This window comes from Sphaerisporangium rhizosphaerae (assembly GCF_042665155.1).
In the GTDB taxonomy this organism is placed as follows: domain Bacteria; phylum Actinomycetota; class Actinomycetes; order Streptosporangiales; family Streptosporangiaceae; genus Sphaerisporangium; species Sphaerisporangium rhizosphaerae.
The window spans coordinates 46,256-68,699 of the sequence record NZ_JBHTCG010000005.1 but is presented as its reverse complement, the minus strand read 5'-3'; the positions used below and the strand labels follow the sequence as shown (position 1 = coordinate 68,699).

The window sequence follows — 22,444 nt, the reverse complement described above, 5'->3', positions numbered from 1 at the left end:
GGTGGGCCTGGGCCGAGCGCTAGAAGCCGGCCCGGCTCATGCCATAGAGCACGGGGATGTCCACGAGCAGCACGCCCGGATCGTCATGGGCCTCGGCGCGGAGGGCTTCGTCGAAGCCGGCGCCGCTGTAGCAGGCGAGCACCGTGTTCTCGGTCTCATACCCCTTGGCAGCCAGCAGGTCGCGCGCCCGGCGCAGCCTGCCGAGGTGCCGCAGGTCCATGACCTTGTCCCACTTGGCCTCGCCAAGCGACTTGATCACTCGCGGCTCGCCCGGATAGGGAACGCCGAGCACGACGACGTCCACGTCGATCTGCGACCTGCCGCTCTGATCGGCCACCGTCCCGGAGGTGACCTCGCCGATGCCTCCCTCGCCGAAGTGGTGCCGCCCGTAACGAAGGGCGTACTCCCGGCAGAGGATCTCGAAGTGCGGGCCCATGACCTTGGACAGGAAGCGCTGGCGTGACCGGCCCCAGACCTCCTCGGCCAGACCGAGGCTCAGGTCGGTCCATTCGGGCCGCATGATCGCCTGGTAGAACGTGACCAGCGGCTCGGCGATGCGGTAGCGCGTCCGCCCGCTCCGGAAGGCGTCCTTCTCCTTCACGAGAAGACCGCAGTCTTCCAGGACGTTGAGTGGATGCGCGATGTCCGCCGACTTGTACCCGATGTGACCCGCTATGCCGCCCCAGGTGCTGTTACCGTCCGCGACCGCCGCCAGGACCGAGTGGTACAGGGCCGGGTCGCGGATGGCCGGCTCCTCGGCCAGCAGATAGCGCCCTTCGCGGAACAGGGACGTGCGCCGGTTCAGCACCGTGCGCGCCACCCAGGCGTCGAAGTCGTCCACCGAGGCCGGACGGTCGCCCGCCACGAACTCGTCCCGGTAGGCCGGGGTGCCGCCGACGATCGCGTGCAGCATCACGGCCAGCCGGGGATCGGACACCCCCCAGAACTCGGCGGCCTCGCGGTACGGCAACGACTGGACGAGGAGCTCCAGACGCGCACGCCCCCGCAGCGGCGCCTGCCCCGCCAGAACCTTGCCCATGACCGACAGCGCCGAGCCGCAGATGAGGACGCGCGCGTTACTGCTGCCCCCATGAGTGCGCCCACGCAGGTCGATCTCCTGCTTGAGGATGGACGGGATGGCCGGGTTGGCCTTCATCAGGTACGGGAACTCGTCGATCACCAGCGGCATCGGCCGATCTTTCGGCAACGAGAAGAAGAAAGTGAGCGCGTCCCGCCAGTCCGCGAAGGGGTATCCGACCGGGGATCCGGTGTGCCGGGCGAGCGCCATGCCGAACAGGCGCAGCAACTCGACGTCGGTCCCCTCGGTCGCCTCGAAGTAGAAGCCGCCCAGCGCCTCGGCCAGCGACCGCAGCAGGAACGTCTTCCCCTGCCGCCGCCGGCCGCTGACCACGCCGAACGCCACCTCGGCCTGAGTGCCGGTGGCGAACTCGCTCAGCGCCTCCCACTCCCAGTCCCGCCCGAAGACGCGCCCCGGCTTCTCCACCAACTGTCATCACCTCGACACTGAACCACAGCCCACTGAACTGTACTTCAGCAACTGAGGTCGTGCGGGCCGCTACGGCAGGGGATCGCGCTTTCGTGGCTACACGTCTCATTAGGGGGAGCGGGACGGGTGTGCCAGCGTGCCCATACCGTCTTGCCCGGGCCGTCGGCCAGGGGAGGACGCCGTAGTCGCCGGCCAGCGCGGCGACGATCGGCAGACCGCGCCCGTGGTCGGCGTCGAGCCCCAGATCGAGCTGTCGGGGGGCGCCAGGGCCGTGATCGGTGACGCGTACGCTCAGCTCGCCGGCCGTGGACCACAGGGACAGACGGATCGGCGGTGCCCCGTGGGAGATGGCGTTCCCCAGTAGTTCCCCGATCACGAGCACCACGTCGTCGGCGAGATGGGCGAGGGCCCACGCGGCGAGCATCTCGCTCGCCATGTGCCGCGCCCGGCCCACCGCCGCCAACTCGTGTGGCAGGTCCCAGCTGACGGTGCGCAGACCGTCGGGTGTCTCGATCATCGAGGCTCCTTGGGGAGAGAGCGCGGTGAGTTTCGGTGTCCGGCGCGGGTTCGTCGGCCGCCACCGGACCTTGGGCCGTGGATCGGTGTCATCTGAGGTCAGCGAGGTTACTTCGGCCTCACGCATGAGATCGCGCAGCTCGTCGGCCGATCGGGCCTCCACCATCAGCGGCCCGGGAGCCGCCCAGGTGGCAACCGCATAGAACCGCCGACTCCCCACCCCGTACCAAACGACCCATGCCGGTTCAAGCTGGTCGATTTGCGCGCCCATGGCTTGTTCGGTCAGATCCCAATTCACAAGTACAGGCTGCGTGGTGACCAGTCCGTGTCGATGTCGCCCTTTAGTCGCCATTTCGCCACCCCCGATGAATGGTCCGTAATGGATGCCGGTTTTGAACCAATGGAGCCTTCGGTCCAAGTTGTGAGTAACTGAGCACTTACTCGGCGTGAGATTGGGACCATGGTGGCGTTGATTGCTCGAAGTATCAAGCGAAATCTTCGATTGACTAAAGTTCCTTGGCCTCGCTTACTCAGGCGTATGATTCGGTCACCCCACGTGTGCGGAGGCGACGCATGATCCCCGGAAGTCCGACCGTCAGGCGCAGACGGCTCAGCGCCGAGTTGGTACGCATGCGCGAACAAGCGGGCATGACGGTCGAGGAGGTCACCAAGAGCTTGGAGTGGTCGCGTGGCCGGCTGAGTCACATGGAGCAGAACCGCTGGACCCGTCCCGACCTCGGCAACATCAGAGCACTGCTCAACCTCTACGGTGTGACCGACCCTGAGGTGTGCGAAGCCATCCTGAACCTCGCCCGGCAGTCACGCGAGAAGGGGTGGTGGGCTCAGTACAAAGACATCTTCGGCGGCAGCCTGCCCGGCTTCGAGGCGGAGGCGACCCAGATCCGCAGCTTCGAGTTGGCGCTTGTCCCGGGTCTTCTGCAGACGCCTGACTATGCGAAGGCGATCTTTCATGCAGGACAGGTGCTCGATGAGGCGGCGGTCCAGCGCCGTGTCGAAGCACGCTGTGCCCGTCAAGGCATTCTTGATCGCCAGGCGCCGCCTCAATTCTGGGCAGTGATCGATGAGGCGGCTCTGAGGAAGTCCGTCGGTGGAGAAGACGTCATGGCCCGGCAGCTTGAACATCTCGTCCTGATGGCGAAGAGACCGAACATAACCATCCAGATCCTTCCCGACTCCGTGGGTGCGCACGCCGCGTTGCAGGGAGCGTTCGTCATCCTCGACTTCTCGAGCGCACTTGATCCGAGCCTGGTTTACCTGGAGACTGCGACTGAAAGCCTGTGGTTAGAGAAGGTTGAGCAAGTACAGGCCTACACGCTCATCTATAACCGTATTGTCGCGGCAGCGATGACAGCGGAGGAGTCCCTTCGCCACATGACCACCCTCAGCGATCGACCACTGCTGCGCAGCTGAAGGAGGCGACGCCAGGTGGCTGAGACGAGAGCCGATCTCACGTGGCGCAAGAGCACGTTCAGCGGACAGGGCGAGAACTGCGTCGAGGTCGCCGCTCTGGATGGTGGTGGTATCGCCGTTCGCGATAGCAAGCAACCCGGTGGGGGCGTGCTCTGTCTTCCCCGGATCGGATGGCAGGCGTTCATCACCGGCGTCAAGTCTCGAACGATCAGTTGATCCGTGGCCGAGGCGTCAGGAGGCTTGAGCGGTAGGGTCCGGAGTGCCGCTCGGCCAGATGCAGGGCGAGCCGGCTCCCAGAGTCAGTACGTCATCTCCGGTCAGGCTCAGGGACAGCAAGAAGTCGTCAGGCTGGGAGCGCCCGGAAATGCTCGTTCCGGTCTTCGACACCGCCTGGATGAGGTGGCCCTGTCGCTTCCAGTACGCCTGGACCTGACCCGCAACCGCAGAAACCTTCGCCTTGGGGATATCGCGCAGGAAATACGTCCGATTAATGATGATGCGATCTTCCGAGCCTCCGTCAGTCGGCTCAAGGCAGTTCTGCACGTTGAGGCTGGGACGATAGAGGTCGAGGCGGGGTGTCGGAGTGAGCGTGGCGGCTGTGTCATGGATGAGTTGCTCGACCCGAGCCACGGCCTGATCCTGAGTCATGGCGGAACTTGGCATGCCCTCTCCTTGTGTGCAGCCCGCGACAAGAGCGGCAACGGCGACGACGACTGCCATGAGCCGTGCCATCTGATCTCCTAGTCTCCTGGCCGCAGGGGGGCTGTAAGCGGGCGTGGGCTGGGCGTCGTGGTGCGTGACGTGGCCGTTGGCTCTGGCGCTGGTGTTGGCGGCCCGGTCGGCGGTGGCGGCGTCACCGTTGTCACCGTAGAGGGTGGCGAGAGCAGGTCGTCGTACTGGCCGTTGACCAGATATCCCATATTCTGCAGAGACATCGATTGGAAGTCCCAATAGCTGGAATGCCCCTTGAAGGTGTAGGCGGGATCGGAGGTTTCTTCGACGTAGAACTTCTTGGCACCGAACTGCGGGCTGCTCGGATCGCTGCCGAAAGGCCCGAGTCCGGCCACAATGCCCGCCAGGCTTGGGTTGACATGGCCTATATCGCCGACCGGATCGTTCGGCGCTTCGCCGACCCAGACCTGCTTCACGTGCAGATCCTTGGCACGAAGCGCCTCCACTCCCGGACTACCGATGAAGATGAGTTGGTCGGCGAAGAGGCCGGGTCGGAGGCGAGCGGCCACACCGGTCAACAGCGAGCCGTAGCTGTGCCCGAGCATGGTCGATCTGACGTCGGAGTCGGGCTGGTGAGACGCGCGTAACCCGTCGGTGAAACTGGCAAGCTCCGGGGCTCCCCGCAACGCTGCTATCGGCAGCGCGACCGAGTGTTGAGGATCCAGCGTCGCGCCCCACTGTGGTGCCTCGTAACCGAGCCACACCATGGACGCGACCTGCTTTCCCTCCTGAGCGGTGGAATTCGCCCGGTCCCACAACACCGCCGCTCGTTTGGCGTCACCAGGGATACCGGCGAGGGTGCTGCCGGTTCCGGGGACGTAGGTGACGATGTTGTCGGCCTCGTCGGGGTTGCCGAAGGAGATGGCGGTCTTGCCGAGGCCGCCCAATTCCAGGCTGATCAGGAACGCGGCGGCGCGGCCGTTCTGGGCGCCGAGTTGGAGGCTCTGCTTCACGGCTTTGATCTGGTCCAGTTTCAGGCGAAGTAGTTCGATCTTGTCGCCGGCTGTGCCGAGGGCGGTGAGGCGGGCGAGCTCGGCTGTGATCGTTTTCTCCTGGGTGGTGAGGGTGGTGCGGTTCGCCTGGTCGCGGACGGTGGTCGGGAGGCCGTTCAGGTTGCCGACGAGGTCGGGGGACGCGGTGAGGAGCCGGTTCTGGGCGACCGTGCCGAGTTGCCGCCACCATACGTTGACCCGGGCGGCGAGCGAGGGGTCTTCGGCGGTGTGCTGGAGGGCCAGCAGCGCTCTCAGAGCGGCCGGGTCGCCGGTGGCCGCGGCGGCCAGGAGCTCGTCAGTCCCGGCGGGATCGGGCGCGTGGGCGCCGAACAGGCCGAAGGCCGCCATCGCGCGGGTGGCCATGCCCGACTCCTGTTCCTTCTGGAGCATGGCCAAGCGTGATCGCAGGTCGCGGGACTGCTCCTCGGCCCAGGCGCCGGCGCCGGTGACCTGGTGGGCGGCCTGGGCGGGCAGGCAGAGGGGGGCCAGTTCGGCGGCGAGCCGCCGACCGGCGAGGGGGAGGTTCTGACCCGCCTGCTGGAGGTCGGCGACCATACGGGTCATGGCGTCGACGTTCATGCCCGCGAAGTCACCGTGCCCGGCCGCGCTGAGGGCGCTGGCCGAGGTGGTGAACGAGGGATAGGACGCCTGGCCGCCCGCCTGGCGGATGCGGTCGACGACGCCGTGGGCCGCCGCCTCGAACGCGCGCTGCAAGGTGAGGCGCTGCCCGGACAGGGCCTTGGCGAAGGCGGGTGCGCCTCCGCCGACCCAGGCGCTGGCCGACATGCAGCGGGCGCACGAGTCCAGCGCGGAGGCGTTCTCCTCGGCCAGTCGCGCGACCCGCGACAGAACCCCTTGAAGTTCGGTAACCCCCGTCGCCACAGCGAGTCAGCATCACATGACCGCCGGACTTAAGACAAGATCCTCTGCTTAATTGGCAGAGAAGGCAAATGTCGGATTAGTGATTATGGGCGCGCCATTTCCGCGTCAGAGGGTCGCAGTGATGTCGGTGCCCAGCCCCGATGGCGGAGGAGGGTCACTACAGGGCGAGGGGGAGGAAGCAGGGCTCTGGCGTTGAACGGCCCAGGCGGGAGGCCCTTTCTCTGAAGGGCCTCCACGCGCAGGGGGCGCCCCGGCTCGGGCGGTGTTTCCGGAGGGGTCTCCGTCTCCTTCGGCCCTGGTGGGGGTGAGAAGGCGGAGGAAGGTGGTGAAGGCCGTGTCGGTGCGGATGATGTCGCCGGTGGCGTCGCGGTCGAGGAGGAGGCCGCGTATGACCGCCAGAGCGGTGGTCGCAAGCGCGGGGGCGTCGTCTCCGTGGCGTGCCCGAAGGCCCTGTTCCAGGACCGGCAGCCAGTCGGTGGTGGCGGCCTGACGGAACTCCGGCCAGAGGCCGGGATCGTCATGGACCGTGCCGAACAGGCGCAGGAACGGCGCCCCCTCAGGGCCGGTGAACCTCACCCAGGCGCGGGCGAGGGTCTGCTCGTACGGCTCATCCTGCGGGGAGAGGGCTCGGTGGAACAGCTGGAGTTGGCGCCGCCGCGCCTCCTCCAGCACTTCGCGGAGTAGCCGTTCCCGGGTCCCGAAATGGTAGACGAGCATGCGCGGAGAGGTGGCCGCGGTGGCCGCCATTGCCGGGAGCCCGGACGCCAGGCCATGGGCGAGCACGTGCTCGGTGCAGGCGGCCAGGAGGCGCTCCCTGATCTCCCGCTGGGGACGTCTGCCCATTCTCCACACCCATTTCGCGTAATAGTCGTTACATTTATTGTGCGACAGCGATGACCGGCGATGGGAGACAACCGTGCGAGTCGTGTTCGTCCATGGAGCGTGCGTACGGGACGGGGCGTGGTGGTGGCGTCGCGCGGCCGGCCACCTGGAGGACGGCGGGATCACCAGCACGGCCCCGCCGCTGCCGAGCTGTGGAGAGACCGGGCGCCCGCCGGGGCAGGGCGGGCCGTCCCTGCCCGACGACGTGGCCGAGGTCCGCGCGCACCTCGCCGCGTCCGATGAACCGGCCGTCGTGGTGGCCCACAGCTACGGCGGCGTCGTCGCCGGCGAAGCGGCGGCCGGGCTGCCGCAGGTGCGTCACCTGCTGTACGTCGCGAGCTTCCTTCCCGAGGCCGGCGAGAGCCTCGCCTCGTTCGGCGGCGACACCCCCGCGCCCTACCTCGACGTGACCAAGGACGGGACCTTCGGTGTACGGCGCGAGGTCGCGGCGCGAACGTTCATGCAGGACTGTGCCGAAGAGGACGTTATGGAGGGGCTTGCCCGGCTCGTACGCCAGACCGTGTCCGCGACCGCGGAGCCCGTTGGAGCGGCGGCCTGGCGGGAGATCCCCTCCACGTATCTGGTGTGCGCGCGGGACAACGGAACCCCTCCCGCCCTGCAGCGCGCACAGGCCGAGCGGGCCGGTCGGGCACTGGAGATCGACGCCGGGCACCACCCGTTCCTGTCCCGCTCCAGGCAGGTCGCCGAGCTCGTCCTCGGACTCCCGGTCTGATGCTTCGGCCCGGGTCCCCCTTCATGCCTCAGTCGGCGATGCACTTCCACGCAAGAAGAACCGGGGCGGACAGGAGAGGAGACGGGGCCGTCAGTTCTCCGGGTCAGGGAGCAGGACGGAGGGGAGGGAGGTGTCGGGGTGCAGGCGTAGTAGTTGGTAGAGCATGCCGCCCACTCCCGGCATCAGACCGGGGCTGAAGGCGTCACGTGAAAGGCCGCTCACCGGGCCGTGCTCGTCCATGCTGCCGATCATGTACGCGGCGAGGTACTCCGGAGTCAGCTCTTCGGGCCCGACACCCACATCGATCGCGTGGCGCACGACTTCCCAGGTGCCGAGGTCTCCGTGGCAGAGCGTGTGGTTCCAGCCGATGCCTCTCGACCAGGACGACGCGGCGGCCCGGCGCAGCACGTCCGTCCAGCGCGGGTCATCTTCGCGGGCCAGCCGGTCGGCCGCGACGAGGCCGATGCCGGCGGCTCCGTGGCACCATGCGCTGGAGGTCACGCGATGGTCGTCCATTTCGCGCAGGTCACGCCAGCCCTTCTCCGCCGGGTCGTACAGTGACTCCTCGTACAGAAAGGCCCTGTCTGCCAGGGCGCGGAAGTCCGCAGCGCCGGCCGTGGCGCTGTCGGCGAGCCGGGCCAGCGCCCAGGCGATCCCGGTGGCGCCGTGTGAGACCCCGCCCAACCCTTGTGGGAACGCGGTGCTGGGCCAGCGTGCTCCCCGGTCGTCGATGTGGGCCAGTGAGAGCAGGCGCTCCCCGATGCGGTCGGCGTGCGCGGACCACTGCCGGTCACCGGTCTGTTCCGACAGGCGGAGCAGCGGCACGATGGCGCCTGCCATGCCGGTGAGCAGGTCGTACACCCCGTCGGCGGCCACCGCCTCGGGCAGTCGCCCCGCCAGGGCGCCGGCCCGGGTGACCGCCTCCTGCGAGCCGACGGTGCCCAGCCTGCGCAGCAGCAGCCAGCTCCAGATCTGCGAGCCGATGCCGACATAGCCGCCTGGGGTGGCGGGGCGGCGCCGCGGCCCGGTGCGGCGTGCCTCCGCGTCGCGCTCCTCGGCCAGCCTGATCGTATGGAGGAGATCGGCGAGCAGCCCGTCCAGCCCCGGCACCTCGTCGGCCCTGCCCTGCCCGGTCTCGCTCACGTAGGCGGCCAGAGTGATGGCGACCCCGTACGCTCCGCCGTACACGTCGGGAGACAGCGACTGTACGAACCAGCCGTCGGAGGTGAGCACCGGCGCGGTCCAGGTGACGGTGTCGTCGTCGCCGCGGACCGCCGTGTCGAGCATGCTGCGGGCGATCCCGGCGGCGATACGGCGCCGGCGCCGCTCGAGGTCCTGGTGCCGGATGAGAGGTACGGTCATACGTTTGTTGGCGGGCATCCACCCTTCATTGAGGTAGGCGCTGACCAGGGCAGACCGAATCACCTCGCGGTCCAGGGCCGTGTCGCGGTCGCGCCAGCGCCGCAACGCGTCCGCGATGAGGTCCTGCTCGTCTCCGTACGAGGTTCCGCCAGGGCCGTCCAGACGACCGCGAGCAGGAGTCGTGGCGAAGAAGGGGATGTCGCCGACCAGCAACTCGGCCACCTCGGCGTCGATCACCTCGGGGTCCGATGGCGCGCCGGGCAGGTTCTCGGCATGCTGGGCCAGCAACCCCGCCGCCTTGCCCATCGCGGTCGGCTCGTCGTGCAGTGAGGCCGGGTGCCACAACATGCGGGCCAGCTCTGCGTACGCCTCGGTGGCGCGGAGCACGACGCGGATCGGACGGTCGGCGAAGTCCGTGAGCAGTCCGGCGAGCTCGTCCCGCCGATCCAGCATGTCGAGGTGCTCGACCAGCTCGGTGAATCCGGACAGCACCAGGTCCCAGTAGTGGACGAGGATCGGATCGGGGCTCGGGTGGTTGCTCACCGCTCCCAGCTCGACCCGTTCCATCCCCAATCTCGCCATGTCCGTGCCCGCGTCGACGACGACCGGCACCTGCGTGTACGGCTGCTGGCCAGGCAGGCCTCCGGCGGCGGACATGTCGACGCCGCGCCAGGCGAGCGAGACGCCGCGTCCGGGAAGGAGTCCGGTGCGCAGCACCGATCCGCTGAGCAGGTCGGTCGCCTGGTCGACGGCGTCGCCGTATCCGGACGGTTTGGCCGGGACGTGCGGGGTGAACAGCGTCTCGCAGTCGACGACGACGGGCGCGGGACCGGCCGCGATGAGGTTCTCCATGTGCAGGTCGCTGCCGCCGATCAGCCGCATCAGCGCCAGCCAGTGCCCGACGCCGCGGTAGAAGGACCGCAGCTCCGTCTCGTCGGCGCAGTAGCGGTGCTGGATGTGCTCCGCCCAGCCGTACCCCTCGCGAATCAGCACGTCGGGTACCCGGATGTGGCTGCCGGCGGGCAGCCGGGGTGCCAGGCGGTCGATCAGCCGCGCCAGCGCCTCGTCCACGGCGAGGGACCGGGGCTTGTAGACCACCTTGCCCTGCGAGCCGTGCAGGACGGCGACGCTGTGCCCTCCGCGATGGCTGTCTCCCGCCCCGAAGTCGACGCAGGCCAGCTCGCCTCGGAGACCGCCGGGCAGTGCGGTGAGCGCCGCGCGGTCGGCGGCGAACCTGCGGGCCAGTTCCACGGCCGCGGCGCACCTGTTGTCGATGATCGTGCCGAGCCTGGACAACATCGTGGGATAGTGCCCGGTCAGGGACAGCCAGAACTCGGGCGTCGCGGCCGTCGCCTTCCACTCCTGCCACCGCAGCCGCGGCGTCTCGGCGGTCAGCCTTCCGCTGATCCTGGCGGCGTTGAGTTCCAGCAGCAGGACCCTGTTGACCTTGAGGCGGACGGTCTCCTCCAGCGCTTCGGCGGTTCCCTGGCATATCAGCCGGGCCTCTGCCTCCGTGAGGCCGGGGATCGATCCCAGCGTGGCGGACAGCCCGGCCAGCGCCGGTGCGGTCAAAAAGTCCAGCGACGGGTCGAAGTCCCCGGCCATTCGGATCATCCTTCCTTGATCAGCAGCAGAAGCGGCTACAGGTGCACGAGCTCGCCAGCCGGGTGTCCAGGGCCGTCAGCGTGATCTCCGACTCGGCGTAGTCACCGATGAACAGCGGACCGGCCGGGTTGTCCCAGCCCTCGACGTCGGCTCCGCTGCGCCACGCGGAGACGATCTCCTCAGAGCGATCCAGTGTGAGAGGCATTGCTACTCCCTTCGTGACCGTGCGTCCCGATCGGCATTGACCGGGTGGGTGCGCTCAGCAGCAGGCGACGGTGTGGGCGCCCGTGCACGAGCTCGGCCTCCGCGTGTCCAGGGCCGTCAGCGTGATCTCCGACTCGGCGTACTCGCCGATGAACAGCGGACCGGCCGGGTTGTCCCAGCCCTCGACGTCGGCTCCGCTGCGCCACGCGGCGACGATCTCCTCAGAGCGTTCCAGGGTGACAGGCATTCTTACTCCCTCCATGACCGGGCATCCCGATCAGCGTTAGTCAGCCGATCGAAAAAATCAATACATAGCGGGCGAAATGTAGACTTGTCGGCATTCAGCAGAAATGGCGAAAGCCGCCGTTGACGGTGACGGAGCTCGCCAGACGCCGACGGGATGTCCGGAACGCGCGAGCCGGACCGGCCACCCTCCACACCACCGGCCCACGCCCACCAAGGGGACGACAGCGCACGTCAGGGGTTTCGTCCCCGCAACTTGACCACCACCTCGGCGACGGCGCCCATGTGCGGGACGACCAGCGAACCGCTTTCCTGCGGAAGGGGAGGCCGCGAGAAGGTTTCCGCTGTTCGGGAGCGCGGCAGACGGCGGCGAACAGCCTCGATCACGGGCCGTCCGGCGACATTTCCCACCAATGTACCGGAGATTCTCCATATGTTGCGGGCGACAATTATTGCCATTTGTCCCGGCTCGGGAGTTCGACGCATCGGGGGAGGTCCTTGATGCTCCCGCCTTCGGGGATCATGCCCCAGAGGAAGGGGATCAGGTACCGAGGTGGCTCGCCCAGGAGTGCGGTCAGTTCCTCCTCGGTGACGGCGAGGGTGAATGCCGAGCCCGGTTGCCCGGAGGGCCATCCCTGTTCGATGGCTTGCCGGATGCATCCGGCGACGAGGGCGGGGCGGACGGCGATCGTCCGTTGTCCGAGCCAGTTGTCCGGCCGGGCGCAGGGAAGTGACACCACGAGCACACGTCCCGGCTTCTCGGCCTGCTCAACGGTGACGGTGAGGGGACTCCAGTCGTTGCCCTGGTGGTAGGTGGGCTTGTGCCGGATCCGCCAGCGGAAGGCGGTGCCGTCGACGCTGATGAGCCGTGAGCCCTTCCTGGGCATCGCCACGGGCGCCTCCAAGCTTCTGCTCTGTTCCGTCGCCGTTCCGTGGGAGTGCCGAAAGCAGCGGGAAGTGACGCGAGACGCTCGCAAGCCTAACCGCCGCTCATCCCCATGATCGAGCTGCTTTCGCGACGAGGCAGGGGGTGCGTTATGGGCGGGGTGGTTGGTAGGGTGCGCGGGATCGTGATTTCGCGTGAGGAGGTGAGACCCGTGAAGGCTGTAGCTGTGTGGGTGCTCCCACTTTCCGTCACGGTCGGCGACTGACGTAGGTGTCGCCGGGAGCGCCGTAACGACAAGGCACTCCCGAAAGGCAACACCAATGCATTCTGTGCGTTTCACTGCGGAGACATCGTCGGACGGTGTCCTCGAACGCGACTTCACCCTGGGTGAGGTCACCGGCGCGCTCTGGTCGCCGGCCGCCGGCTCCGATCGCGCGCCTCTGGTTCTGCTGGGCCACGGTGGCGGCATGCACAAGAAGGCGCCGGGAATGGTGGGCCGCGCGCGCCTCCTGGTCGCCGACGGTGGTTTCACCGTCGTCGCCATCGACGCCCCAGGTCACGGCGACCGGCCGCGCACGGCGGCCGACGAGCGTGAGATCGCCGCGATGCGGCGGGCGACGGCGGCGGGCGAGCCGGCCGGTCCGATCGTCGCCCGCTACAACGCCCACCTGGCGGAGCGCGCCGTGCCCGAATGGCAGGCGACCCTGGACGCCCTGCAGGAACTGCCGGAGATCGGCGCCGAAGGGCCGGTCGGCTACTACGGCGTGAGCATGGGCACCGCGATCGGAGTGCCGTTGACGGCCGTCGAGCCCAGGATCGCCGCCGCGGTCTTCGGTCTCTTCTGGCACGATTCCCTGGCCGACACCGCGCGCCAGATCACCATTCCCGTGGAGTTCCTCCTCCAGTGGGACGACGAGCTCATCCCACGCCAGTCCGGTCTGGCGCTGTTCGACGCCTTCGCCTCGAAGGAGAAGACGCTGCACGCCAACCCCGGCAGGCATGCCGAGCTGCCCAGGTTCGAGGCCGACAGCGCGGTCCGGTTCTTCGCCCGCCATCTCGGGCGGATCGTCATGCCATCCGCCTGACCTGTACGGACGATCGGCGTCCGGGCCATCGGCCCGGGCGCCGGTTCTGCGCAGGTTCTGTGCCTGTTCGGGGAGGTGGTCGTGGCGGAGCCGGCCTGTCCCGTTCTACGGGGCGGGCCGGTGGCTCGGGGGAGCGGTCACCACTTCCACGGGCCGAAGTGGCGCTGGGTGCGGACGACGAGGCTGCCGAGGCGTTGTTTGCCGCGGACCACGAAGTGCAGGCCGTCGCCCGGGACCGGTGAGGGGGTCACCTTGCGCACCTTGGCGCTGCCCGCCATCATCTCGACGTCCTCGGTGTCGACCGTGGCGCCGCGCGGGAGCACCAGCGTGGTGGAGCCGGCGACCACGTCGAGGTCGATCTCCACGACCGGGTGGGAGATGACGGCGTCGGTGAAGTCCAGTTTCACCGAGCCCGCCTTGGCCGTGACGAGGAGCCGCCGAGCCACCACCCATCGGCCGTGCCGTTTCAGCGAGGCCGCCGTGGTACGCAGCTCGGCCCGCTCCCGAGTCGGCATCGTCAGCGGCGCCCCCGGCAGGTCGGCCAGGAGCGGCTCGACCTCGCCGAAGGTACGCGCGGCGAGCAGCCCGTTCAGGCGCTGCTCGAACTCCTCGCCCGTCAGCCGTCCTTCGCCCACCGCCGTCTGCAGTCTCTCGACGATCCGCTCGCGATCGGCGTCGGACATCCGCATTTCCGGCGACTGCGGTGCTAGCTCTCCGCTCACGCCTCAACTCTAGGGAACTTGCCGTGAAATACGGAGATCTCAGGCGAGTTCGGCGTCGATACGAGACATAACGGGGGGTCTCTCCTTCACCACGCCGACGACGCGGCGGCCGCGACCGTCGTGGCGGTCGACAAGGGGGGCGGCCTTGTGACAGGAGGCGGCAACGAGGTCGCCGGGAGAGCTCCGGGCTGGGCATCCGCGAGAAGGGGATCGCGGGAGGTGGCTTCGGCTGCGGACGAAGGTCCCGCCGGCCCGCCCCGCCGGTTTCCCCGGTGACCATGGGTGGGTCTACCGGGATTCGCGGCTCATGACTTTCTTGTGCTTGATGTCCAAGAGTGCGATCAGGGTCAGAGCGGTGAGCGTCGCGCCGACGGCTGCTGGTCTCGGGCGTCACCGGGCTCGGCGTGGAGGTTCTTCACGGCCGCTATGGCGTCGCGGAGGTGTGGCGGGTCATCGACTACCACCTCGACCGCATCTTCAACGGAGCGAATGGGGAGTTGACAGTCTCGGCTAATAGCGTTAGCTTTATGGCTAACAACATTAGCCAAGCGTGAAGTGAGGGGACCATGACGGAATTCCTGGAGACCGAGGGCGGGCGGCTGGCATACGAGGTGTCGGGGGAGGGGCCGCTGGTGGTTCTGGCGCACGGCATGGGGGACGGCCGGCGGGCGTACCGGCTGCTGGCGCCCCGCCTGGTCGCCGCCGGATACCGGGTCGCCGCGGTGGACCTGCGCGGTCATGGGGAGTCGAGCACAGGCTGGCCCTCCTACACCCGCACCGACGTCGCCGCCGACCTGGTCGCGCTGATCCGCCACCTGGGCGGGCCGGCGGTGCTCGTCGGGCACTCCTTCTCCGGCGGCGCGGCCACCATCGCCGCCGCCCAGCACCGCGAACTGGTCAGCGCGGTCGTCGAGCTCGGCCCGTTCACCCGGGCGCAGAAGATCGATTTCGGCGGCCTGCTGCGCGACCGGCGGCACCGCAAGGGCATCTCACTGCTGATGGCCACCGGAATCCTGCGCAGCGTGAAGTTCTGGCGCCGCTACCTCGATCACGCCTACCCCGGCACCCGGCCCGCCGACTACGATGCGTACATGTCCGACCTGGCGACCGCGCTGCGCCGGCCGGGACGGATGGCCGTGGTGAGCAAGATGGGCATGTCGGCGCCCACCGACGCCGGCGCCGAGTTGCCCAAGCTCGCCGTTCCCGCGCTGGTCGTCATGGGCACCCTCGACCCCGACTGGGTGAATCCCCAGGCCGAGGCGGAGGGCATCGTCGCCGAGATGCCGGCCGGGCGCGGCGTCGTCACGATGATCGACGGCGCCGGCCACTACCCGCACGCGCAGTTCCCCGCCGAGGTCGCCGAGGCCGTGCTGCGTTTCCTGAAGGACCACGCTCGTGGCTAGGGCAGGGCTCTCCCCGGACGCGGTCGTCGACATCGCACTGCGGATCATCGACGAGGAGGGCCCGGCCGCGGTCACTCTGGCGGCGGTGGCCGGGCGAGCGGGCGTCGCCACGCCGTCCCTGTACAAGCACGTGCGCAACCTGGCGGAGCTCAACGACCTGGTGTCCGCCCGCGTCATGAACGAGCTGGCGGACCGCCTGCGCGAGGCGCTGCTCGGCCGGTCCGGAGACCAGGCGTTGCGCGCCTTCATGCACATCTACCGGGACTACGCGGTCGCCAACCCCGGCCGGTACGCCGCGATGAGCCAGGCCGCGCCCCCTGAGGGTGGCGACCAGGCCAAGGCGGCCGGGGCGCTGGTCGGCATCGTGGTCGGCGCGCTCCGCGCGTACGGGCTGGAGGGGGCCGATGCCATCCACGCGACGCGGTGCCTGCGCGCGGCCGCCCACGGCTTCGCCGTCCTGGAGACCGCCGGCGGCTTCGGCCTCCCCGTCGACCTGGACGACACCTACGCCCTGCTCCTGGGCATGATCACCGCCGGCCTGCCCAAGCCGGCGCCGAACTAGGGCGTCGCACCGGTCTCGAGAGGTGAACATCGCCTCGATGATGCGACCGAAAGGCCTGCCGACTCCATCTTCTCAGGGCTTCAGGTGCCGCGGATTTCCTTGTCCGCATCATCGGGATCATCGGGTGAAGAGCCCCACCCGGCGAAAGCAGCCGTTGCCTCTTCGGGTGACGAGTCGCGCCTGGCGCCGGTCAGTGCTCGTGGGGTCAGGGGGCGGCGAGGTGGTGGGCGGGGTGGAAGGTCATTTTCACGTGGGTGGCGGTGGCGGTCAGGAGGGCGCGTTTGGGGAGGCCCAGTTCGCTGAGTTCCTTGGCGATGGGGTGGTTGCCGAGCCTGATCAGCGCTCCGCCGGGACGGGTGCGCAGGCCGCGGGGACGGGTCGTCCAAGGAATGCGCCGGGTCACGCCGTCCAGGCGGGTGTAGGCGTCCAGGTCGACCGAACCGCCGCCGGGCAGGGGCAAACCTGGGATGGGGACGCCTGGCGGGGGCGGGCCGGGGACGGGCATGCCCGGTTTGATCAGCAGGTCGAGCACCAGGCGGCCGTCCTTGCGCAGGACGCACCGTTTGTAGGGGGACGACAGCCGCAGGTCCACCTCGGCCAGCTCCTTGGGGAAACCCCAGATGGAGCGGCCGGCCTCCAGGGTGAAGCTCTGGTCGACCGGCAGCCAGTGGACGAAGGCCCCGCTGCCGTTCCGGCGCAGGTCCTTGATCCCGGACATCCTGCCTCGCGCGGGCGGGCGGACCGCGCCGGGGGGACGGACGAGGAAGCCCATGCCGAACTCGTTGTAGGACCCGAGGTCGCCGTCGGCGTAGCGGATGAAGCCGAGCGCGCACAGCGCCTTGCCGGGGAGCACCTCGATGACGTCCTGGTCGGCGTAGGCGAGCACCGCGCGGGCGGCGTCGGCTCGCACGAGGTACATGGCGGCGCAGACGGTGGCGTCCCGGACCTCGACCGGCATGGTGACCCGGCGTCCCTTGATGAGATGGCTAGTCACAGCGTCCAGTACACCAATCAGGCTCGCCGGACGCCAGCCGTACCAGAGGACAGGCGAGGGGCGACATCGTCGGCTCGGGCGCCGTAACGGGCGCCGGCATCGCCGTACCACGACCCGCCGACCCGGCGCCGATCACAGCAGCGCGTGGCCGGGGTGGAGTCAGAGGACGAGCTTCTGGCCCGGCGCAGGCGATCTGGCCGGTGGGGGAGCGTCAGGCCAGGGCGGCTTGGGGGAGGTTTCGGGTGGGGAGGGGGGTGGCGGCCCATTCCTCGAGGCGGGCGACGAACTCGCGGGCCTGGTCGGGCCAGTGGTAGTGGCCGCGGGCCTCGGCGTACCCGTGGGCGCCCATCACGATCCGCCGCTCGGGGTCGTCGCGCAGCCGCAGGACGGCCTGGGCGACCGCGTCCACGTCGCCGTAGGGGACGATCACCCCGCAGTCGGCGCGGCCGACGATCGAGGCGGCCAGCGGCAGCGGCGTGGTGATCACCGGCAGGCCGCGGGCCATGTACTCGATGACCTTGGTCGGCAGGGACTGCCGGTAGTTCGGCACGTCGTGCAGCAGCGACAGCCCGGCGAGGGCGCCCTGGGCCATGCGGAGCGCGTGGTTGTTCGGCACGTATCCGAACCAGTCGAGCAGTCCCTCGCGCTGCGCGTCGCGCAGGAACGGGCGCACCGCGGTGTCGGCGGCGCCGATCAGGTCGAGCCGGATGCCGTGCGGCCGGAGCCTGCGGGCCAGCTCGATCATCTCCAGCGCGCCCCTGGCCTCCGACAACTGGCCGATGTACACGACCCGGTTGGCGCCGGGCGGCGGCGGCGCGGTCTCGGGGACGTAGGTGGTGTTCGGGATCACCGGGTGGTCCCCGGCGAACCGGTCGCGGTAGGCGGCCTCGGCCAGGATGAGGTGCAGGCGGCGCTCGGCGCGGGTCTCGACGCGGCGCAACAGGCCGGGCAGCATCCGGCGCGCGGACGCGGGAAGGTAGGTCTTGGTGTCCAGCGCGCCCACGATGTCCTCGTGCACGTCCCAGACCGTGGTGGGGCGTCGCCGCGGCAGGGCGAACAGCAGTTCCAGGTCGTGCACGAGCAGCAGGTCGGCGTCCTTGACGCCCCGGCGGAGCGCGCCGCGGGCCATGTTCAGCGCGTGTCCGCGGTGCAGGCCGACGGCGCGCGGCACGTCGATCGCCCGGATCTCCTGCGGCGGGGTGACGTTGCAGTGGGTGAACGGCGCGACGTAGGTGACCTCGTGCCCGGCGTCGAGCAGCGCCCGGATCTGCCGATGCATGATCCGCGCGTCCTCCGGGTGGTGGACGATCGTGCCGACACATACCTTCATGTGTCGATGCTGAGTGCCGTTCCCTTCCTGTCCGGGTGCGCACCGTGAATCACAATGGAAATGCCGCTGAACATCCGCCTCTAGGTGGTGGCTTCCTTGGGCCGGTTGGACGGCCTGCGGTAGAGCCAGGTGAGGCGCGGTTCGAGCAGCCACTTGAACACCGTGCGCGTCTCGGGCAGGCACAGGACGATGGCCAGGGCGAACGCGCTGCTCAGAATCGCCATGACGCCGAGCGGGCCGTGCAGCCACGGGAAGCTCAGCCAGCCCATCTCCTTGGCGATCATGACGGGGATGCCGTGGAGCAGGTAGCAGTAGAGCGTGCGGGTGCCGAGGTCGGAGAACCAGGTGTTCTTGCGCGGCACCAGCGCCAGGATCGCGAACGAGACGGCCAGCGCCGCGACCAGCAGGCCCGCGCGCATGCCCATGCCCATCCACCACGACAGGTGCAGTTCGGCGTAGCTGTCCTTGAAGTACACCGGGTCGAGCGGCACGTGCGGTGCGATGACGATCGCCACGCCGACCGCGCCGGCGAGCACCCCGACCGACAGGATCTTCACCCAGAGGCGGTTGAGCATGTCGAAGTGGTGCGGCTGCAACCACAGGCCGAGCACGAAGAACGGCATCAGCCCGAAGAAGCGGTCCATGCTGAAGTCGCCCGGCAGGTCGGACAGGCCGGCGAGCAGGTAGACCGCGACCGCGATCGGCAGCGGGTAGCGCATGCGCTTCCACACCGGCGTGGACAGCCGCCACAGCAGCAGGGCCAGCAGGTACCAGTTGAGCCAGGCCGGGTCGATGATCGTCAGACTCCACTTGTGCCCGAGCGCGAAGCGGAGCACGGCGTAGCCGACCTCCACGATCACGTACGGCACGAGGAAGGTGTCGACGAGCTTGTTGGTCTTGGCGTTGGAGTTCCAGAAGTTCCGGCTCAGGTAGCCGCTGATGACCACGAACAGCGGCATGTGGAACACGTAGATGAACAGGTAGGCCGACCGCGAGGAGTGCGCCGACAGCGTCGGCACCAGCGCGTGCCCGGCCGGCACCAGCGCGATGAGCAGGAACTTGACGTTGTCCAGGTACGGCTCGCGGGGGCGCTTCGCGGGCCGGGGCGGCGGGGCCTCCTCGGCCTCGGGGTCGTCCCAGCCGTCGACCGCCTGGCCGGGGCCCTCGCCGGAGGGGCGCCGCTCCCAGGCGGGCATGGCCGAGCCCGGGCCGGGACGGCCCGGCGGCGTGGCGCCGCCGCCCGGCTGCGGGGCCGCGGGGCGCTGCCAGTAGGAGAACCCGTCCGGGGACGGTGCCGACTCCGGCGCCTCCACCGGCACGCCGAGCGCGTCTCGCGCACCTGGGACCGACCCGTGCGCGCCGGGACCCTCGTAGGAGCCGGGACCCCCGTGCGTGCCGGGAACTCCGTGCGTGCCGGGAACTCCGTGCGGGCCCGGAAGCGAGCCCTGGACGCCGGGGTCCGCGCCGTACGCGCCGGGAACCGAGCCGAGGGCGTGGCCGCCCGAGGAGGTGGCCTCGCTGTGCGCTCCTGGCCTGGGAGAGTCGGCCATGCCGATGCCGTGCGCCCCCGAAGAGGTGACCGCGTCGTGCGCCCCGGAGAACATCGAGCCGCCGTTCGCCCCCGGGGCCGCGGGGCTGCCGTGAGCGCCCGGGTTGTCCTCCCAGGAGGGGCGGTCGAAGGTGAAGGTCTCGGGATCGTCGTCGGCGGGCGTTCCGCCGGAGTGGGCGCCGCGGCGGCCACGGCCGGTGCCGTCGCCGGCGGTCATGGCGCTGTCAGGGACGGGCCAGCGGGGCTCGCGGCGTCGATCGCCCGTCGGGGGCCGGTGCCGGTCCCAGGCGCCCGTCGGCGGCTCGGCGTAGTCGGGGACGGGCCAGCGCGCGGTGGGCGCCTCTTCCTCGCCGGTGCCCGCATCGGTGCCCGCACCGATGCCCGCGCCGGTGCTCAGACCGGGATCTGCCAGCGCCTGCCCTCGTTCGGGGGACGGGGCGCCGTCGCCGGCGTCGGTGGAGACGCCGTCGGTGCGCGAGGCCGGAACCTGGAAGGAGGATCGGGTGTCACTCACGGGGGAAACGCTCAGCTATCTGTCGGGAGACCAGGAAGCTTCTGACTGTGGCCGGTGCCCTCGGCCGGTGTGGCGGAACGATCGCGGGAGCACGCCTGCCAGATGATCCACCCTAACGCGCCGATCTTCAATTGTCGCGACGGACTCCGAACTTGCCCTTGCTCGGACCTCTGACAACTCCGGTCCGGCCATGTCATGTCCGGCCCTTTCCGGCGCGCGTCGACGCTCTCCCGGCGCCCCGGCACCTTGACCGGCGTCCGGCGAGAAAGCATGCCCGGGCCGGCGTCTCGTCTCCGCGCCCGGGGATCCGCGTCTCGCCGCAGCGCCCTGGCGAGCATGGGCGTCGCTGAACCGCCATCAGGGCCCGACCACCCACGCGCCGGATTCCCGCAGAAGCCGGGCGCGGCATGGACAAGGCCCGGTCCCTCAGGGGAACCGGGCCTTGTCCAGGACTTTTCGGCCTTTGTCGGCCTTTCGGGTCAGGTGCTGCAGACGTCGGTCTTGGAGTCCACGACCCGGGCGCTGTCGGGGATGGTGACCGGCACCTTGACGTTCTTGAAGTCGGCCCCGATGACGAGCTGGATGATCGGGGCGCCGGGCGCCGGCGTCGCGGTCGCGCCGGCCGGCGGGGTGGTCGGGGTCACCGACGGGGTGAACGGCTGCACCAGACCGGCCTTCACCTTGCCGGAGGCCGGGGTGACCTTGGGCACCAGCTTCGCGGCCACCGGGGCGGCGTAGTCGGCGCCGTCGGCGGCGTTCTTGGCGTAGAGCAGCATGGTCTTCGGCCGGTCGGTGCCGTCGGCGTTGCGCGCGTCGCCGACCTGCGTGACCTTGAAGCCCTGTGCCGCGAGCGCCTCGGCGACCTCCTTGGCCTTGCCGGCGGTGTTGGTGCCGTTGACGACCTGGATGCGCACCTGGCCCGGCTTGATCGCCGGCTTGGCGGGCCCCGTGGACGCCGCGCTCGGCGCCGGCGACGGGGTGACCTCGGTGTCGGTGCGCAGGGACTCGAACATCTTGCCGGCGTCCGGTTGCTTCCACTGGACGCGGTTCTTGTCCTCCGTGTACGGCTGCCAGGGAACCGTGACGAACTTGACACCCTTGGCGGTGAGGCTGCGCGCGCTCTGGGCGATCTGGATGAGCGTGTCGACGTCGAGCTGCGGGTCCATGACGACCGAGTGGGCGGCCGCCTTGACCAGGGCCAGCAGCTTGCCGGGGTTGGTCAGGGTGTCGCCGCTGGTGGCCTTCTTCACGACCTGGGACAGGAAGATCTGCTGCCGCTTGATGCGGCTGATGTCGCTGCCGTCGCCGAGCGAGTGGCGGGCGCGGACGTAGGCGAGCGCGGTCTCGCCCTTGACGATCTGCTTGCCGGCCTGCAGGTGGAGCTTGGCCTGCTTGTCGTCCACCGCCGTCGGCACGCAGATCTGGATGCCCTGGAGCGCGTCGACGATGGCCTTGAAGCCGGTGAAGTCGACCTTGAGGTAGTGGTCGACGCGGATGTTGGTGTTGGCCTCGATGGTGTTGATCGTGCAGGCCATGCCGCCCTCGTTGAAGGCGGAGTTGATCATGTCCAGGCGCGGCGGCATGGCCACCTTGGTGCGGGCGTTCTTGCACTCGGGGATCTGCACCATGGAGTCGCGCGGGAAGCTGATGAGCGTCGCCTTGTCGCGGTTCGGCGACACGTGCATGAGGATGATCGTGTCGGTGCGTTCGCCGAGGTCGCTCATGTGCTGGCCGTACTTCTTGTTGTCGCCGGCCCGCGAGTCGGAGCCGACCAGCAGGACGTTGAGCGCCCCGGTGGCGTTCACGGGGCGGTTGGCGTTGAGGTCGCCGCTGACGTCCTCGGTGCGGACCTCGCCGAGCACGTTGCGGTACAGCGTGTAGCCGGTGAGCGCCAGCAGCACCATGACGCTGGTGAGCGCGATGCTGACGTAGGCCAGGACGCGCATGCGCCCGTTGCCGCCGCTGCCGTGCGGAGGCGGGCCGCCGCCTCCGGGACCGCCATCGCCGCCGCCGCGTCGCCGGCCGCGGCCGGGCTCGTCCGGCGGCGGAGGCCCCTCGACGGGACCGCCGCGCTGGCGGCGGCCGCGCTGCTCGTCCACCATGGGGAAGTCCTGCGGGCCCGAGGGATGGTTCTCGTACGGGCCGTGAGGGCCCGCGGGCCGTACCGGGGCGGGGGCATCGGGGGGGACGCCTCTGCGGCGGCGGCCCCCTTCGCGGGGAGGGACGTCCACGGGAGGCTGCTCCATCGCTCGGCCGCGGCTGGACCGGCGACCGGAGGCGGGAGGCGCGTTCCGATGGTTGGTGACCGTG

General features: G+C 69.6%; 19 protein-coding genes and 1 pseudogene. 6 read left to right on the top strand and 14 right to left on the bottom strand.

Translation table 11 applies throughout. The features are described from left to right. Positions 1 to 19: 19 nt before the first annotated feature. The gene (locus ACFQSB_RS09375) at positions 20 to 1,504 is read right to left on the bottom strand and encodes an AAA family ATPase (RefSeq protein ID WP_380825956.1); all 1,485 of its coding nucleotides are present in this window, start codon (positions 1,502 to 1,504) and stop codon (positions 20 to 22) included. A gap of 196 nt (positions 1,505 to 1,700) precedes the next feature. Continuing rightward, positions 1,701 to 2,024 (bottom strand): annotated as a pseudogene (locus ACFQSB_RS09370) (ATP-binding protein); the annotation flags it as partial. Positions 2,025 to 2,596: 572 nt separating this feature from the next. Between ACFQSB_RS09370 and ACFQSB_RS09365 the strand changes: the two are divergent. Together ACFQSB_RS09365 and ACFQSB_RS09360 are read left to right on the top strand one after the other, a co-directional pair. Continuing rightward, on the top strand, positions 2,597 to 3,454 hold the full coding sequence (locus tag ACFQSB_RS09365) for a helix-turn-helix domain-containing protein (protein ID WP_380825645.1): 858 nt from the start codon (positions 2,597 to 2,599) through the stop codon (positions 3,452 to 3,454). A 15-nt stretch (positions 3,455 to 3,469) separates the two neighbouring features. Next, complete coding sequence (locus ACFQSB_RS09360; RefSeq protein ID WP_380825643.1) at positions 3,470 to 3,670, top strand: DUF397 domain-containing protein; 201 nt, start codon at positions 3,470 to 3,472, stop codon at positions 3,668 to 3,670. Between the two features lie 15 nt (positions 3,671 to 3,685). On the opposite strand, the gene ACFQSB_RS09355 is transcribed toward ACFQSB_RS09360, so the two are convergent. From ACFQSB_RS09355 to ACFQSB_RS09345, 3 genes are all read right to left on the bottom strand, one after another. Next, complete coding sequence (locus ACFQSB_RS09355) at positions 3,686 to 4,186, bottom strand: hypothetical protein (RefSeq protein ID WP_380825642.1); 501 nt, start codon at positions 4,184 to 4,186, stop codon at positions 3,686 to 3,688. Positions 4,187 to 4,194: 8 nt separating this feature from the next. Beyond that, positions 4,195 to 6,060 carry an alpha/beta hydrolase gene (locus ACFQSB_RS09350; RefSeq protein ID WP_380825641.1) on the bottom strand — a complete coding sequence of 622 codons (1,866 nt, stop codon included), beginning with the start codon at positions 6,058 to 6,060 and terminating at the stop codon, positions 4,195 to 4,197. A gap of 105 nt (positions 6,061 to 6,165) precedes the next feature. Further along, positions 6,166 to 6,903 carry a TetR/AcrR family transcriptional regulator gene (locus ACFQSB_RS09345; RefSeq protein WP_380825638.1) on the bottom strand — a complete coding sequence of 246 codons (738 nt, stop codon included), beginning with the start codon at positions 6,901 to 6,903 and terminating at the stop codon, positions 6,166 to 6,168. 73 nt (positions 6,904 to 6,976) lie between these two features. Here ACFQSB_RS09345 and ACFQSB_RS09340 point away from each other — a divergent pair, with 73 nt between their 5' ends. After that, entirely contained in the window at positions 6,977 to 7,675 is a 699-nt protein-coding gene (locus ACFQSB_RS09340) for an alpha/beta fold hydrolase (protein WP_380825637.1), read from the top strand. A 90-nt stretch (positions 7,676 to 7,765) separates the two neighbouring features. Here the strand turns inward: ACFQSB_RS09340 and ACFQSB_RS09335 are convergent, their stop codons facing one another. From ACFQSB_RS09335 to ACFQSB_RS09320, 4 genes are all read right to left on the bottom strand, one after another. Beyond that, positions 7,766 to 10,642: a type 2 lanthipeptide synthetase LanM family protein gene (locus ACFQSB_RS09335; protein ID WP_380825635.1), complete on the bottom strand. Its 2,877-nt coding sequence runs from the start codon at positions 10,640 to 10,642 to the stop codon at positions 7,766 to 7,768. Positions 10,643 to 10,661: 19 nt separating this feature from the next. Continuing rightward, positions 10,662 to 10,847 carry a DUF6229 family protein gene (locus ACFQSB_RS09330; protein WP_380825633.1) on the bottom strand — a complete coding sequence of 62 codons (186 nt, stop codon included), beginning with the start codon at positions 10,845 to 10,847 and terminating at the stop codon, positions 10,662 to 10,664. A gap of 54 nt (positions 10,848 to 10,901) precedes the next feature. Continuing rightward, positions 10,902 to 11,093: a DUF6229 family protein gene (locus ACFQSB_RS09325; protein WP_380825631.1), complete on the bottom strand. Its 192-nt coding sequence runs from the start codon at positions 11,091 to 11,093 to the stop codon at positions 10,902 to 10,904. Positions 11,094 to 11,538: 445 nt separating this feature from the next. Next, complete coding sequence (locus tag ACFQSB_RS09320) at positions 11,539 to 11,982, bottom strand: hypothetical protein (RefSeq protein WP_380825630.1); 444 nt, start codon at positions 11,980 to 11,982, stop codon at positions 11,539 to 11,541. Between the two features lie 322 nt (positions 11,983 to 12,304). On the opposite strand from ACFQSB_RS09320, the gene ACFQSB_RS09315 reads away from it, so the two are divergent. Beyond that, positions 12,305 to 13,060, top strand: a complete 756-nt coding sequence (locus ACFQSB_RS09315; RefSeq protein WP_380825628.1) for an alpha/beta hydrolase family protein — start codon at positions 12,305 to 12,307, stop codon at positions 13,058 to 13,060. 137 nt (positions 13,061 to 13,197) lie between these two features. Here ACFQSB_RS09315 and ACFQSB_RS09310 read toward each other — a convergent pair whose 3' ends face one another. Continuing rightward, positions 13,198 to 13,782: a DUF1707 SHOCT-like domain-containing protein gene (locus tag ACFQSB_RS09310; RefSeq protein ID WP_380825626.1), complete on the bottom strand. Its 585-nt coding sequence runs from the start codon at positions 13,780 to 13,782 to the stop codon at positions 13,198 to 13,200. 566 nt (positions 13,783 to 14,348) lie between these two features. Here ACFQSB_RS09310 and ACFQSB_RS09305 point away from each other — a divergent pair. Together ACFQSB_RS09305 and ACFQSB_RS09300 are read left to right on the top strand one after the other, a co-directional pair. After that, entirely contained in the window at positions 14,349 to 15,185 is an 837-nt protein-coding gene (locus ACFQSB_RS09305; protein WP_380825625.1) for an alpha/beta fold hydrolase, read from the top strand. Continuing rightward, positions 15,178 to 15,747, top strand: a complete 570-nt coding sequence (locus ACFQSB_RS09300; RefSeq protein WP_380825623.1) for a TetR/AcrR family transcriptional regulator — start codon at positions 15,178 to 15,180, stop codon at positions 15,745 to 15,747. The genes ACFQSB_RS09305 and ACFQSB_RS09300 overlap by 8 nt, the downstream gene beginning before the upstream one ends. A 205-nt stretch (positions 15,748 to 15,952) precedes the next feature. On the opposite strand, the gene ACFQSB_RS09295 is transcribed toward ACFQSB_RS09300, so the two are convergent. From ACFQSB_RS09295 to ACFQSB_RS09280, 4 genes are all read right to left on the bottom strand, one after another. Further along, positions 15,953 to 16,741, bottom strand: coding sequence for an acetoacetate decarboxylase family protein (locus tag ACFQSB_RS09295; RefSeq protein WP_380825622.1), 789 nt, complete (start codon positions 16,739 to 16,741; stop codon positions 15,953 to 15,955). 211 nt (positions 16,742 to 16,952) lie between these two features. After that, entirely contained in the window at positions 16,953 to 18,071 is a 1,119-nt protein-coding gene (locus ACFQSB_RS09290; protein ID WP_380825621.1) for a glycosyltransferase, read from the bottom strand. Positions 18,072 to 18,151: 80 nt separating this feature from the next. Next, positions 18,152 to 20,134 carry an acyltransferase family protein gene (locus ACFQSB_RS09285; protein WP_380825620.1) on the bottom strand — a complete coding sequence of 661 codons (1,983 nt, stop codon included), beginning with the start codon at positions 20,132 to 20,134 and terminating at the stop codon, positions 18,152 to 18,154. Positions 20,135 to 20,613: 479 nt separating this feature from the next. Then, positions 20,614 to 22,365, bottom strand: coding sequence for an LCP family protein (locus ACFQSB_RS09280; protein ID WP_380825619.1), 1,752 nt, complete (start codon positions 22,363 to 22,365; stop codon positions 20,614 to 20,616). Positions 22,366 to 22,444 lie beyond the last annotated feature (79 nt).